At 39.4% G+C, this 14389-nt stretch carries 10 protein-coding genes; 8 read left to right on the forward strand and 2 right to left on the reverse strand.

The features are described from left to right. The first annotated feature begins 331 nt into the window (after positions 1–331). From L1999_RS14345 to glgA, 3 genes are read left to right on the forward strand one after another with little or no spacing between them, the layout of a single operon-like run. Entirely contained in the window at positions 332–1435 is a 1104-nt protein-coding gene (locus tag L1999_RS14345; RefSeq protein ID WP_430540036.1) for a glucose-1-phosphate adenylyltransferase, read from the forward strand. A 32-nt stretch (positions 1436–1467) separates the two neighbouring features. Then, positions 1468–2493, forward strand: a complete 1026-nt coding sequence (locus L1999_RS14350; protein WP_235744165.1) for a GlgC family sugar phosphate nucleotidyltransferase — start codon at positions 1468–1470, stop codon at positions 2491–2493. After that, entirely contained in the window at positions 2490–3959 is a 1470-nt protein-coding gene (gene glgA, locus L1999_RS14355) for a glycogen synthase GlgA (RefSeq protein ID WP_235744166.1), read from the forward strand. The genes L1999_RS14350 and glgA overlap by 4 nt, the downstream gene beginning before the upstream one ends. Positions 3960–4192: 233 nt before the next feature. On the opposite strand, the gene L1999_RS14360 is transcribed toward glgA, so the two are convergent. Beyond that, on the reverse strand, positions 4193–5293 hold the full coding sequence (locus L1999_RS14360) for a DUF4236 domain-containing protein (protein ID WP_235744167.1): 1101 nt from the start codon (positions 5291–5293) through the stop codon (positions 4193–4195). A gap of 357 nt (positions 5294–5650) precedes the next feature. Here L1999_RS14360 and L1999_RS14365 point away from each other — a divergent pair, with 357 nt between their 5' ends. The 5 genes from L1999_RS14365 (at position 5651) to L1999_RS14385 (ending at position 13326) form a co-directional block, all read left to right on the forward strand. Further along, positions 5651–7444, forward strand: coding sequence for a cache domain-containing sensor histidine kinase (locus tag L1999_RS14365; protein WP_235744168.1), 1794 nt, complete (start codon positions 5651–5653; stop codon positions 7442–7444). Between the two features lie 27 nt (positions 7445–7471). Beyond that, positions 7472–8656 carry a response regulator transcription factor gene (locus L1999_RS14370; RefSeq protein WP_235744169.1) on the forward strand — a complete coding sequence of 395 codons (1185 nt, stop codon included), beginning with the start codon at positions 7472–7474 and terminating at the stop codon, positions 8654–8656. Between the two features lie 47 nt (positions 8657–8703). Continuing rightward, positions 8704–9999, forward strand: a complete 1296-nt coding sequence (locus L1999_RS14375; protein WP_235744170.1) for an ABC transporter substrate-binding protein — start codon at positions 8704–8706, stop codon at positions 9997–9999. Between the two features lie 200 nt (positions 10000–10199). Further along, entirely contained in the window at positions 10200–11675 is a 1476-nt protein-coding gene (locus L1999_RS14380; protein WP_235744171.1) for a glycoside hydrolase family 68 protein, read from the forward strand. A gap of 73 nt (positions 11676–11748) precedes the next feature. Beyond that, positions 11749–13326: a glycoside hydrolase family 32 protein gene (locus tag L1999_RS14385; protein WP_275677658.1), complete on the forward strand. Its 1578-nt coding sequence runs from the start codon at positions 11749–11751 to the stop codon at positions 13324–13326. 246 nt (positions 13327–13572) lie between these two features. On the opposite strand, the gene L1999_RS14390 is transcribed toward L1999_RS14385, so the two are convergent. Then, positions 13573–14193, reverse strand: coding sequence for an NAD(P)-dependent oxidoreductase (locus tag L1999_RS14390; protein WP_235744172.1), 621 nt, complete (start codon positions 14191–14193; stop codon positions 13573–13575). Between the last annotated feature and the right edge of the window lie 196 nt (positions 14194–14389).

Below are 14389 nucleotides of genomic sequence, written 5' to 3' on the forward strand. Positions count from 1 at the left end.
TACTGTAAAGGTATTTAATGACACACCCAGGTAAAAAACTGTTGTTTATTAGCTAAGAGTTTGGGATGGAAGGATTTAGAAGATGTAGATTGGGTATTACACAATAATAAGATAGACCGCTTAATGAATGATTACTTTAAAAAATGGATATATCAACGAACTAAGGCATTGCGGGAGTTAGATAATGAATATTGGAAACGCATACAAATTCTTTATTATCTGGCTCTGACATCAAGAACTCACCATCCCGCCAATTGGAGTCTACATCTTATGACTGTTAAAACAAGAAAGGGGAGTAAAAGCATTGAAACAGAAAAAAAAGTGCGTGGCCATGTTACTGGCAGGTGGACAGGGCAGCCGACTTAGTTTACTGACGAAGGATAAAGCAAAACCGGCTGTTGCCTATGGGGGGAAATATCGAATTATTGATTTTCCTTTAAGCAACTGTGCAAACTCAGGAATTGATACAGTAGGCGTATTAACTCAGTACTTGCCCCTCGTTTTGCATTCCTATATCGGAATCGGAAGTGCGTGGGATTTAGATCGAATGCATGGCGGGGTAACCGTATTGCCTCCTTATTCGGAAACTTCCGGTCTTAGGTGGTATAGAGGTACGGCAAACGCGATTTATCAGAATTTAAATTATTTAACACAATACAATCCAGAATACGTGATCATTCTGTCCGGTGACCACATTTATAAAATGGATTATACGAAAATGCTTGATTACCATATTGAAAAGGATGCAGATGTGTCTATTTCTGTCATTGAAGTGCCTTGGGAAGAAGCAAGCCGGTTTGGAATTATGAATACAAATAAGGAGTTAGAGGTCATTGAGTTCGAGGAAAAACCGAAATCTCCCAAAAGTAATTTAGCTTCCATGGGGATCTACATCTTTAAATGGCCAGTTTTAAAAAATTTTTTAGAAATGGATGATAAAAATCCTGAATCAACTAATGATTTCGGCAAGGATATTATTCCACTTTTGCTGGAAGAAAATAAAAAGGTGGTCGCCTACCCATTCAAAGGCTACTGGAAAGACGTCGGAACAGTGAGCAGCTTATGGGAAGCCAATATGGATTTATTAGATGAAGAGACAGAACTCGATCTTTATGATCGAGAATGGAGAATATACTCTGCCAATCCAAACCGGCCGCCCCAATATATTGCCCCGTCAGCAGAAATAGAAGAGTCATTGATTAATGAAGGCTGTAAGGTGGAAGGGAACATCCATCATTCCGTCTTATTCCAGGGAGTAACCGCAGAAGAAGGGTGTCAGATTCGCGATTCTGTTATTATGCCTGATGCCCGAATTGGTAAGAATGCCGTAATAGAGAGAGCCATTATCGCCCCAGGGATGGAAGTGGAAGATCATGCTGTCATTCGTCCCACAAGGCAGGATGGTGTGATCCTGTTTGCAGGTGAAGAATCGTGAGATAACTAAAAAAAGAAGAAAGGGTGATACATTTGTCTTGTTCAATGCTGGGAATTATCAATGCAACCACTGAGTTTGACACGTTTCAAACTTTAACTGCTCACCGTACGTTAGCCTCTCTTCCGTTTGCAGGACGCTATCGATTGATTGATTTTATGTTATCCAATATGGTGAATTCAGGAATTACAAATGTAGCTATTTTTACAGGACAAGAGGTTCGGTCCCTGATGGATCACTTGGAATCAGGTAAGCAATGGGACTTAGGCAGAAAACGTGATGGGCTGTTTGTGTTTTCACCTGAAGGCAATTCGGAGATTGAGAGATTTGGATCTTTTGCACATTTTGCCAATAATATGACGTATTTCAAGCGTAGTAAGCAACAGTATGTAGTGGTTGCCAATTGCCATACCGTCGGACCGATTGACTTTTGTCAGATTTTAGATAGTCATCTAGAAACAAGAGCGGATATCACAGAGGTCGTTCATCATGGCGAATCATTACAAGCCTATATTTTGAGCAAGGATTTATTGCTTTCTTTGTTTGAACAATACAAGGATCAGCAATATTACAGTCTTTTTGATGTCGTGCATGATAGACGCCATACACTTCAAATCAATAGGTATGATTGGACAGGTTATATTACCAACATTGATTGCCTTCACAGCTATTATCAATCTAGCTTAGATCTCCTGCAGCCAACCATATGGGAACAGGTTTTTACAAACCACGACCCCATTCTTACAAAGGTTAAAGATGAGCCGCCAACAAAGTATAGAAAGGGTTCAAAGGTTAGGAATTCCATTATCGCAAACGGGTGCATTATTGAAGGGGAAGTAGAGAATAGCGTTATATTCCGTGCTGTTAAAATCGGAAAAGGGACGGTTATCCGTAACTCGATTATCATGCAGAAATGTCAAATTGAAGAAAATTGTGTACTGGATGGAATTATTTTAGATAAGGATGCCATTGTGGGAAATGGAATCCAAATGACAGGTACAACCGAAGCTCCTCTTGTAGTTGAAAAAGGTACCGTGAAAAGGGGCGTTGCTCATTCATGAAGGTTCTATTTGCTGTATCAGAGTGTGTTCCGTTTGTGAAGACAGGTGGCCTGGCTGATATAGCGGGGGCACTTCCTAAAGCGTTAAAAGATCTTGGGACAGAAGTACGAGTTATTTTACCGAATTACTCCTTAATTCCTGAAAAGCTAAAAAAATCATTTCAATTTCAAAAAGAGATTCGTGTGCAGGTGGGCTGGCGGAATCAGCACTGCGGTATTTTTACACTAGAGCAAGACGGGATTACCTATTACTTTATTGATAACCAATATTATTTTTACCGAGATTCTCTATATGGTCATTACGATGACGGGGAGCGATTCGCTTTTTTCTGTAAGGCGGTTCTAGAGAGTATTCCTCATTTAGATTTTGTTCCTGATGTGATTCATTCCCATGACTGGCACACAGGGATGGTTAATTTTTTATTAGACGCACACTATCGTCTTAATCCGCTCTATTGGGATATGAAAACCGTATTTACCATTCACAATTTGCAGTTCCAGGGGATTTTCCCTTATTCGATTATGAGTGATCTGTTAGGATTAAGTCATCAATATTTTACCAACGAGCAGCTGGAGTTTCATGGGAATATCAACTTTATGAAAGGGGCCATTGTTGCCTCCGATATGGTGACGACCGTCAGTCCTACCTATAAAGATGAAATTCAATATCCCTATTATGGTGAAGGACTTGACGGCCTTTTGCGAAAGCACAGAAATAAGCTTGTCGGAATAGTCAATGGGATCGACGATACGGTTTACAATCCTAGGATAGACCGAGAAATTGCTGCTTCCTATGATATTGATTCATTAGAGGGGAAAGCAAAAAACAAGCAAGAGTTACAGCGCTATTTCGGATTACCAGAAAAATATAACACCCCCATTATTGCGATGGTCACACGCTTAACTAATCAAAAAGGGTTAGATTTAGTGCTCCATGTATTTCGGGAAATGATGAAGGAGGATCTTCAATTCATCGTCCTTGGTTCAGGTGAAACTCATTATGAACACTTTTTTAACCAAATGAAGCAAGAGTATCCCGATAAAGTAGGAGTATATGTCGGTTTTAATGAAGCGTTGGCGCATCAAATCTATGCAGGGGCTGATCTATTTTTAATGCCATCTCAATTTGAGCCATGTGGATTAGGGCAGTTGATTGCCTTACAGTATGGTACTATCCCCATTGTTAGAGAAACAGGAGGCTTGAACGATACGGTTCTACCCTATCATGAGTTTACAGGTGATGGAAACGGTTTTACTTTTAAAAATTTCAATGCTCATGACATGCTGCACACCGTTAGAAGGGCTATTTTATATTATCAGGAAAACAAAATTTGGAGTCGGTTAGTAAAAGATGCGATGAGTCAGGATTATAGTTGGCTGCAATCCGCGAAGAAATACAACGATATCTATAGGGAACTGCTGCTAAACTCGGAATATAGTAAGCTAGTAAAGAATGGATCTATCTAGCAATAAGTTAGTTACTCCCTTTTTTAAAAGCCATAAAAAACAAAAATAATCCACCCTTGATTTAACGGCTCGGGTGGATGATCACACTAAATTAGCCGATCCCCATAGTGGGAACCGTCTATTGCTCGACCAGACATGTTGTTGCATGACTGGTCTTTTTTAATTTCTTTTTATTTTAACTCTATAAAACATTCCCATATATGCAAGGGGAGATCAACGAAGTATAAGAAATATTAATCAATGGTTAATCGTTCGACTTCACTAAAACCCGCTGTCTTCTTAAAGTTCATCTGATGACTGAAATTTTGCATGGCGTCCGAACAATCAATATGATCAAAATTCAATTTGTTTAACGTCTTTTTTTCTATTTTTACAGAAAGGATTGTGATCTTCCTATGATAGCCGGTTGAGGTATCCATCATGGTCTCCGTTGCATGGATATAAGCAGTGTCCAATGGCAGCAGCGCAAACATATCCCGGGCAACCCTTAATACACAGCTGCAGACATAGTCCTGTTGGATATCAAAGTATTTGCCTTTAGGCATCTGTTTGGTGGATACTTTTCCGGTTTTTGTCAATGATAGCTGTTCTTTAGGTACAACTGTATCACTGTGAACATCAAATTCTATTTCTATCGTCTTTGAATCTTCAGCAAAGAACTCGAAGCCGCTTCCAAATTCAAGTATGTCATCTAATGGATTGAATTCTTGGATGACTTCAAAGTAGGTATCAATATCTCCTTCTATCACCTTAGTGGCTATTCGAACGTCCCTTTCCCAGGAGCGATATTCCATTTCATCTTTTTGTCTTGCTTCTATCACTTCATTATTAAGTTTTTCCAATTCCTTATCGGATTGTTTGAATAGTTTTGAGATCAGATTCGGTTTATAACTATGTACCTTATCTAATGCTGCCTGTTCATGGAAGCCTATCTGTCCTTGATTTTTATTATAGGGCGGGTTCGCGCTTCTGACCTTAATCCAATTAATCGGTTCATCTGCTTCTTTATGGATGGATTGAATTCTTTCTAATTTATTCTCGTAGAGATCAACCTCTAAGGCAGCTTGTTCCAACGCATTTAATCGATCCATTTCTTTCTGTCTTGCTTGTATTTCTCTTTGCCGATTATAAGCTGGAGTATTACGTTTTCTGCCGCCTGAAGTGGTATAGTAAATCCCCGTGTTAGGAATGCTTGCTGTAACCCGGCTGCCGGTTCTTGAATTGACACTATAGCGTAGACCTTTGACACCTGCACTCAAACCAACACTTTTCGAACCAACATTCAATCGAATCCCTGGGGCAATCTTGAAACTCTTTCTAAACCCAAATCCCATTACCTTCCCTCCTTTTTTACAAATTATAACAAAATAATCCTTCCTGAAGAAGGATAAAAAACTCTAGAAATAACTCCTGTGTTTCAAAAACTAATCTTATCTACCTATCTTTTGTAATAACCCTTTAACAACTAGTTCCTAAGTTTCATTTTACTTACTTCTAGCAGCGTTTACATTTCTCGCCGTAAACGTTATCATACCCCGTCCTAATAGGAATACAGGACATTCTCCGTCTTCTTTTTATCCAAGGGATCCCGTGTTGACGGCATTAGTAAATAGAATTAGATTTAATAAAAGAGTAATCGGTTTTTTCTACCATTCAATTAAAGAATTACATCAGCAAAAGGAGCATCACACATGAAAAGCATCCAGAGCCGCTTATTTCTAATGCTTCTTATTTTTATTATCCTACCATATTTTTTGATGGTTTTCTTTATTTATGGTTATACCAAGAAGTTGGTCGAACAGCACGAGCTGGAAGTCAGCCACAATCAAATGGAGAAAGCGTCAAATGAACTAGAGGAATACTTTGCTGATTTAGTCGACCTCCCCTATGTGATATACCGAAATCCAGACTTGTTCCGGATCTTTAAGGATGGATTTCAAGATTCTATCTATTTCAACCCTATAGCTGTGAAAAACAGCATCGAAACATTTTATCTCACGCGGAGCGATATCCGGCAGATTCGTTTTTATATTGATAAAAGCAAAGAATCATTTACTGTTTATAATGCCATGGTCAGTACCCGAAAATCTCAGCCGGAGCTAGTAAAGGAGGACTCGATTAAAAAGCTTAATAAGTCTCATTCAAAGTATTTGATCGAGCCTCCTCATCCGATTGAGAATTATAATGACGCGGCTATTGTTCCTCAATCCGATAACACAGAAGTTTTAACCATTCACCATAAAGTAGTGGACATTCTTTCGAACGAATTTCTGGGTGTGATTACCCTTGATACTGATTTAAATGCTTATGCCCGCCTATGTAACAGTCTTGTACAGAATGAGGAGGAATCTGTCTTACTTGTGGATTCTGAGAACCGAGTCATGTACGCAAGTGACCGAGATTTAATTGGAAAACCGGTTCCATCCCACTTGTTAAAGTCTCTTCATCAATCAAGCGTGAAAACGGGCAGAGAGATTATCCTGTCCAAAACATTGACAGGGCCTTTGCATCAATGGAAGTTAGTAAAGATCACACCCGAACAAGTCTTATTTCACGATGTCAGGCAGACCGCCTATACGAACATCCTTGTAGGGATAGGGGTAGGATTATTGGGCCTCATCATGATCGGAATTATTTCTTACATGATTACGAGACCCATTAAAATCCTCAGCAGAAAAGTGCAGAGCATTGAAGCCGGGGATATGGATGTTCCTTTTCATGACAATGGACAAGATGAAATTGGGCACTTGGAAAAACATATAAAGGAAATGATGAATCGGATCAATCTTCATATTGCCCGCGAGTACAAACTAGAAATTGAAAATAGAAACAATCAATTAAGGGCATTAAAGTCCCAGGTCAATCCACATTTCTTATTTAATGCTTTACAAACCATTGGTGCGGTTGCACTAAGAGCCCATTCTCCAAAGGTCTACGGATTGGTCACCTCCTTATCCAAAATGATGCGCTACTCAATACGGGCCAATCAATGGGTCTTAGTCCGTGAGGAAGTTGATTATATAAAAACCTACCTGTCTCTACAAGTTGAGCGTTTTGGGAACGAACTGGACTATACGATCCAACTAAATAAAACGATTCTTGAAAGAACGATTCCAAGTATGACACTTCAGCCGCTCGTGGAAAACTTCTTTAAACACTGTTATGAAGAAGGTTTCTACCATGCAAAATTGAGCATCTATGGAAAAATACAAGGAGAAATACTGTACCTTGTTGTAGAAAATAATGGATCCAGTATGACATCTGAAGAATTGCAAACCCTCCGAAAAAATATTTATACGAAACAGAATGAAGGATCGTTTTCTATGGAGCATATTGGTCTGAAAAATATTCATGATCGATTGGTCTTAAATTATGGGAAAAAGGCTGGTTTAGAAGTAGATACCAATCAAGGAAAAGGTTTTATCGTTCGATTAATGATTCCAGTAGAATCAAAGTTTACCAGTAATGAACTCGAAACATTGTAATCTCAAAGTTAGCTGTAAGGAGGAAGAATGAAGATGAAGGCCCTCATTGTAGATGATGAATATAACGTTCGTTATGTTATAAGCCAGTTTGGTCAGTGGGAGAAAAATGGTATCACAGACCTATTGGAAGCAAGAAACGGGGAAGAAGCAAAAAGAATCATACAGAAGGAAAAACCAGAGATTATTTTTACCGATGTAAAAATGCCTGGCATGACCGGGATCGAAATGATTGAGTGGCTCGACAGTATTTCTTATCCCGGTAAGGTCATTTTCATTACAGGCTATGACGATTATTCCTTTATGCGAAAAGCCATTAAGTACAACAGTTTCGATTATTTGTTAAAACCAATCGAGGCCGAACCCTTTAATCATACCCTGGCAGAAGCGGTAAAATCGTGGGAAAATGAAGAAGTAGACCGTCAATACAAAGAAACGGGTGTGTATGACGATATGAAAAGGCTCCGTATCAATCAAATCGTCACAGAGGCTTGCATTGGGGAGTTTTTTGACCCTGCCGAAATTGCTTACTCGCTGCCAACAGCTGACGAATATGACCTTACCCTCATTTCTTTTTACCAAATGCATCATTCCGCCCCATATATTCAACTGTTATCTGAAGAGTTGGCACATCAGGAATGGGGAAATGCTTTTGAACTTCAGAACGACCATAGTCTTTGTCTGGTCATTACCGTAAGAGGAGTCTGGTTATCTGTCGAAGAATGGATCAGCCAACAGTTTGATATTCCTGTCCGCCTTGTGAATGGTGCATCATTGAAGTCAATGGAGGGTCTTCCTATATCCTATCATGTTTTACAAAAAGAGTTAGAAGATCAAAATTTCAGAGCGATTCACCGTTTGAACGATTTAGATCATGCCTGCCGCATGCGGAACATTGTTCAGTATGTAGATACGTATTACATGGAAGAGCTAACGTTGGAAAAACTCTCTAACCGTTTTTTCTTAAGCCGTGAACATATTTCTAGAAAATTTAAACAAGAAACGGGCATGACCTTGTCCAAATACATGATGAAACTAAGAATTGAACAGGCGAAATCTAGGTTAAGAGAATCCGATGAAAGTATCCTTTCTATTTCTCTCATGCTCGGTTACCAAGATGAGAAATACTTCTCAAAGCTATTCAAAAAAGTCATTGGATTAACCCCTTTTGAATACCGAAACCAACTAAATAAGCAACTAACGGGAAGCTTCTGAAACAAAGCTACATCTTCTGAGTTACAATACATAAGCGGGGGGTAGGAATGAAAAGGACTTTACGATTACAGCTGTTTTTTATCGTCATCTTGAGTATGTCTCTTTCAGCCTGTGGATCTACCAGTAGGAAAGAAACGCTGCCAGAAGAAGCAGAAACCTCAAAGCAAAAGATTACGTTGGATATTCGGAACCCAAAAGTGGAAATTTCGAAGCAGTTTGAACGAATGGCAAGCGTTTATGAAAAGGAAAATCCAAATGTAAGCATCAAGATTCACACAGTAGGCGGAGCCGCAGATGACTTAAGCGATTTGAAGGCACAGTTTTCTGCCGGCAGTGGTCCCGATATTTTCACCAATACCGGATACGAAAATGCCCTTCTGTGGAAGAACTATTTGGAGGATCTCTCCGATCAGCCGTGGATTAAAAATGCCTATCCAAAGGCGCTGTCGCCAATGAAATTCGATCAAAAAATTTACGGAATGCCGCTAAACCTGGAGGGTTATGGTTTCATTTATAATAAGAATTTATTTAAAAAGGCAGGGATTGAATCCGTTCCTAGGACGTTGACTCAATTAACAGCCGCAGCCAAACAATTGCAAAAAGCAGGCATAACGCCTTTTGCAAACGGTTATTACGAGGAGTGGATACTTGGTGTTCATTTGTTGAATATTGCCTTTGCCCAGCAGGAAGAACCAGCCATGTTTATAAAAGCCCTTAATAACGGAACAGAAAAGATAACGAACAATCAACGATTTAAAGATACCATCCATCTGCTGGATGTCACCTTAAGATATGGGAATGCCAATCCGCTCTCAACGGATTACAATATGGAAGTCAATTTATTTGCGACAGGAAAAGCAGCCATGATTCAACAAGGCAACTGGGTGCAGCCCATGCTTGACCAGATCTCGCCAACTATGAATATCGGATTTCTGCCCCTGGCCATTAATGATGAAAGAAAAAATGACGCCTTAGTCGTCAGTGTACCGAACTATTGGGTAGTAAACAAACAAACCACACCAGTGAAGAAGAAAGAAGCCAAGAAATTCTTAAACTGGATGGTTTCCTCCGAGCAAGGAAAAAGGTTTATGACCAATGAGTTTAAATTTATTCCAGCGTTTAAAAACATAAAAGTGGAACATTTAGGACCGCTGGCTCAGGATACCATCGCTTACTACCAAGCAGGGAAAATACTAGATTCCAATTGGCCGGACTTCCCGGTTGGTGTAAGAGAAGAGTTTGGACTGGCCATGCAGCTGTACGTAGGAAAACAACTTACCCGTGACCAATTACTAGAAGAATTCCAGAAATCCTGGGATAAAGCCAAGTCCACTTTGAAATAAACTTTTTCTGCCTCCGTTTGGGGGCTTTTTTTGTTTTATTTAGTACACTTGCAAGAGGTTCCATCCCAATATCAATTTAAGACGAAATTCTAATCAATCCCTGCCATCCCCAATCAATTCGTCCTCCTCTATACTAGTCATTAATAAGAAACAATTACTAGCTTTCTTATCACATTCATACATACTCAAGGAGGAAGAAAATGAATTTCAAAAGTTTGACTAAAAAAGCAGCTGTATTAACATTCAGTACCGCTATATTAGTAGGAGCGGGCGGACCGAAAATCTTTGCACAGCAAACGACCAGTGGGGATTACAAACAAGACTATGGTTTTTCCCATATCACACGCGCTGACATGCTAAAGATTCCAGGACAGCAAAACAGTGATCAATTTAAAGCGCCTCAATTTGATGCTTCCAAAATTAAAAACCTTTCTACAGCAAAGGGCTATGATCAGTTTGGTCATTTAATCGATTTAGATGTATGGGATAGCTGGCCGCTTCAAAATGCGGATGGAACAGCGGCGAATTATCATGGCTATCACATCGTTTTTGCTTTAGCAGGAGACCCTAAAAGAGGATGGGACACGTTTATTTACATGTTCTATCAAAAAATAGGCGATACATCTGTTGATAGCTGGAAAAATGCCGGAAGAGTATTTAAGGATAGTGATAAATTCGCTTCTAATGATCCAATTCTTAAAAACCAAGCAGAAGAGTGGTCAGGTTCTGCAACTTTAACCTCAGATGGAAAAGTCCGCTTATTTTATACGGATCGGGATAGCTGGGCACCTGAATCGGGGCATTACGGTAAACAAACCTTAACAACCGCTCAAGTTAATGTATCTCAACCAGATGCTGCTACACTGAAAGTGGATGGTGTAGAAGATTTCAAATCGATCTTTGATGGAGACGGCAAAAAATATCAAACGGCTCTGCAAGGTTTTGAAGCATCTGATCCTAATACGAATACGTGGGATAATCATACCTTAAGAGATCCTCACTATGTTGAAGACAATGGTCATAAGTACCTTGTTTTTGAAGCTAATACTGGGACAGAGGATGGTTACCAAGGAGAGGAATCTCTATCCAATAAATCTTACTATGGCGGAAGCAATGTCTTCTTCCAAGCTGAAAAAGCTAAATTGGTACAAGGTTCTAAGAAAAGTAGTGCGGAGTTAGCGAACGGTGCCCTTGGTATCATTGAATTAAATAATGATTATACTCTGAAAAAAGTCATGAATCCGTTGATTGCTTCTAACACCGTGACAGATGAAATTGAACGTGCCAATATTTTTAAAATGAACAATAAATGGTATTTATTCACAGATTCGCGAGGATCCAAAATGACCATTGATGGAATAGGCGGGAATGATGTATACATGTTAGGATATGTAGCCGATTCCATCAATGGTCCATATAAACCGTTAAACGGAAGCGGACTTGTATTGCGAATGGGACTTGATCCTAAGGATCTAACATGGACTTACTCTCACTTTGCTGTACCGCAAAAGGAAGGTAATAATGTAGTAATAACAAGCTATATGACAAATAGAGGTTTTTATACAGACCATCATTCTACGTTTGCGCCAAGCTTTTTGCTTAACATTAAAGGTTCTAAAACATCTGTTGTACCAAACAGCATCCTTGAGCAAGGACAATTAACCATTAACGAATAAACTAACTAATAAAAAAGAAAATGTCACTGTATCAGCAGGCATTTTCTTTTTTTCTATTATGTGGTGATGATCAATGAACAAAATAAAGGCAGCTTTATTAATTTATAGTTTAATCCTAGCTATTTTTACTGGACTACTTATTTCTCAAAACAACAAGGCAAGAAAGATAAATCAAGAAAATTCCACTAGTAAACCATACAGTTTACCAACACCTGCCAAAGGAAATGAATACCGGCCTGAATACCACTTTTCTGTTCCTGACAAATGGAAAAATGATCCGCAGAGGCCGATCTTTTTTGGGGGGGAGTATCATTACTATTACCTTTACAACAAAGACTATCCTGTTGGAAATGGGACGGAATGGCGGCAAGCAACGTCTAAAGATTTATTGCACTGGACGGACAAAGGGATTGCCATCCCTAAATATAAAAACAAAAATGGAGACCCGTGGTCAGGGTCTGCTGTTGTCGATTGGGAAAATACAGCGGGATTTGGTCGCGGCGCGATTGTTGCGATTGTCACACAGCCTTCTGCCAATGGCGGAAAGCAGGAACAATTTCTCTGGTACAGCAGAAATAACGGAAAAACGTTTACCTCTTATAGCGATATCCCGATTATGCCCAATCCGGGTACAAAGGATTTTAGAGATCCGAAAATTAGCTGGGACAGCAGCCATCAAAAATGGATCATGGTCCTAGCAGAAGGAGGAAAAATAGGGTTTTATGAGTCAGACAACTTAAAAAACTGGCATTATCTCAGCAGTTTCTTTACGGAAAAGATCGGAACCCTGGAATGCCCGGATTTTTACTTGATGCGGGCAAATGACGGAACATTAAAATGGGTGCTTGGCGTTAGCGCAAACGGAAAAGAAATTGGCAAGCCAAATACCTATGCCTATTGGACGGGAAGTTTTAACGGATTGGAATTTTCTCCTGATCAATTTGAACCCAAATGGTTAGATTTCGGTTTTGACTGGTACGGAGGGGTCACATTTGAAGATGGAAAAGAGAGCGCCCCATTTAAAAGGCGCTATGCACTCGCTTGGATGAATAAATGGGATTACGCCAACAACACCCCGACAATGAAAGAAGGTTTCAACGGGATGGATTCGATTGTTCGAGAAATCGAACTAAACTCTACGGGCAGCAACGAATACGCTTTAACCTCCAAGCCAATAGAAGCGATCAATGATTTAGTAAATGCAAAAGAGTATATAAAGCAAATGAAAGTAAACGGCTCAAAAACGATCAACCTTACAGGTGATGTCTATCAACTTGAAACAGATATTTCGTGGTCAAATCTAAAAAATGTAGGGATCAGGCTGAGAGAATCAGCCGACAAAAGCAGGCACGTGGACGTAGGTATTTTTGTAGAGCAATACTATTCTTATGTCAATCGAGCGGATACAGGTCACCCTGATAAAAGTCATCAGTATTTGGAAAGCCAGGCTCCATTTGACGTTAGTAAAAAGAACGTTCATTTAAAGATTCTTGTGGATCGATCAAGTGTTGAAGTTTTTGTGGATGATGGAGAGGTCGTTCATTCCAATTTAATCTTCCCAAAACCGACGGACCAGGGCATCACTCTCTTCTCAGAGGGAGGGACAGCGGTATTTAAAGATTTGATGATTAAACATTTGAAGGAATCCTAGCAAAAATAGATTTGCAAATGGTTTACGGTGTCAAGAATTTACGTATCAAGAATGTAATCGAAAGTAAAGAACTGGCCCTAAAAAGGGATCATTATCCCTGATTAGAGCCAGTTCTTTTTATGCTGTAAATTTACATTTCGGAATAAAGCTAATTCATCCAGCTTTAATTGAACAGAATAATTTTTCTTAGGCCTTTTTGGGGGACGATACAGAACCGTCCTCATGGTTCCTTCTGTAAGAATATTTTTAATAGGAGATCCCTACACGTGATTTTATATACTCGCTTGCTATTATCTGTTTAAATGTAAATTCAGCTGTATCCGGTACGGATATTTTAGCTCCATCCTCCGGCAAAAAATTTCGCTCTATTCGATAGTTGCCGATCCTTTCTCCATCCGGCAAATACGTAGGACAGACAATCGTCCATTCGAGGGTTGATTGTTTGAGTATATCGTATACTTTATGATGTTCTTTCGCAGCACGGGTTGACCTCTGCCTTGATTCACCTGATTGATAACGCAGAGAGTTTGGCATTGTTCTACTTTGAAGAATACCCGCCGTTCCGATCGTTATGATTCGTTTTATTCGTTCGTTTTCCATTGCTTCGATTATAAGTGGCATACTATCTGATAGAGTGGTTGTGCCATCCGTATTTAGTGCACTAATCACAGCTTCAATCCCACTCATGGCACGTATGATATGATCTTTATTTAAAACATTCCCTTGCATAATGGTTAAATTTTTATGAGTTATTTGGACCTTCTCTGGAGTACGAACTAATACCGTAACATGATGCCTGTCATGAAGGGCATAAGTCACGAGATGTCTTCCAACTCGTCCCGTTGCACCTAAAATTAAAATATTCATATGAATTGGCTCCTTTTGTAATGATTGTATTTTACTATAAAAATAACCTTATTGTCTTAATCAACGAATGGGGAAGTTAGCGGGAGAAAGAAAACCTTTTCCTTTCTAGTTTTAAATAGATTGAAATTAGTATATAAAAGATGAAGAGTAATAGACTTTCTATAACGGGGGCGATTGTTCAATACGTGCAGTCGCT

It is taken from the genome of Neobacillus drentensis, assembly GCF_021560175.1.
GTDB classification, from domain to species: Bacteria; Bacillota; Bacilli; order Bacillales; family Cytobacillaceae; genus Neobacillus; species Neobacillus drentensis_A.

Coding starts and splice junctions, on each gene's coding strand:
- L1999_RS14345 (WP_430540036.1), top strand. CDS start 332: ATGTTACTGGCAGGTGGACAGGGCAGCCGACTTAGTTTACTGACGAAG.
- glgA (WP_235744166.1), top strand. CDS start 2,490: ATGAAGGTTCTATTTGCTGTATCAGAGTGTGTTCCGTTTGTGAAGACA.
- L1999_RS14360 (WP_235744167.1), bottom strand. CDS start 5,293: ATGGGATTTGGGTTTAGAAAGAGTTTCAAGATTGCCCCAGGGATTCGA.
- L1999_RS14365 (WP_235744168.1), top strand. CDS start 5,651: ATGAAAAGCATCCAGAGCCGCTTATTTCTAATGCTTCTTATTTTTATT.
- L1999_RS14370 (WP_235744169.1), top strand. CDS start 7,472: ATGAAGATGAAGGCCCTCATTGTAGATGATGAATATAACGTTCGTTAT.
- L1999_RS14375 (WP_235744170.1), top strand. CDS start 8,704: ATGAAAAGGACTTTACGATTACAGCTGTTTTTTATCGTCATCTTGAGT.
- L1999_RS14380 (WP_235744171.1), top strand. CDS start 10,200: ATGAATTTCAAAAGTTTGACTAAAAAAGCAGCTGTATTAACATTCAGT.
- L1999_RS14385 (WP_275677658.1), top strand. CDS start 11,749: ATGAACAAAATAAAGGCAGCTTTATTAATTTATAGTTTAATCCTAGCT.
- L1999_RS14390 (WP_235744172.1), bottom strand. CDS start 14,193: ATGAATATTTTAATTTTAGGTGCAACGGGACGAGTTGGAAGACATCTC.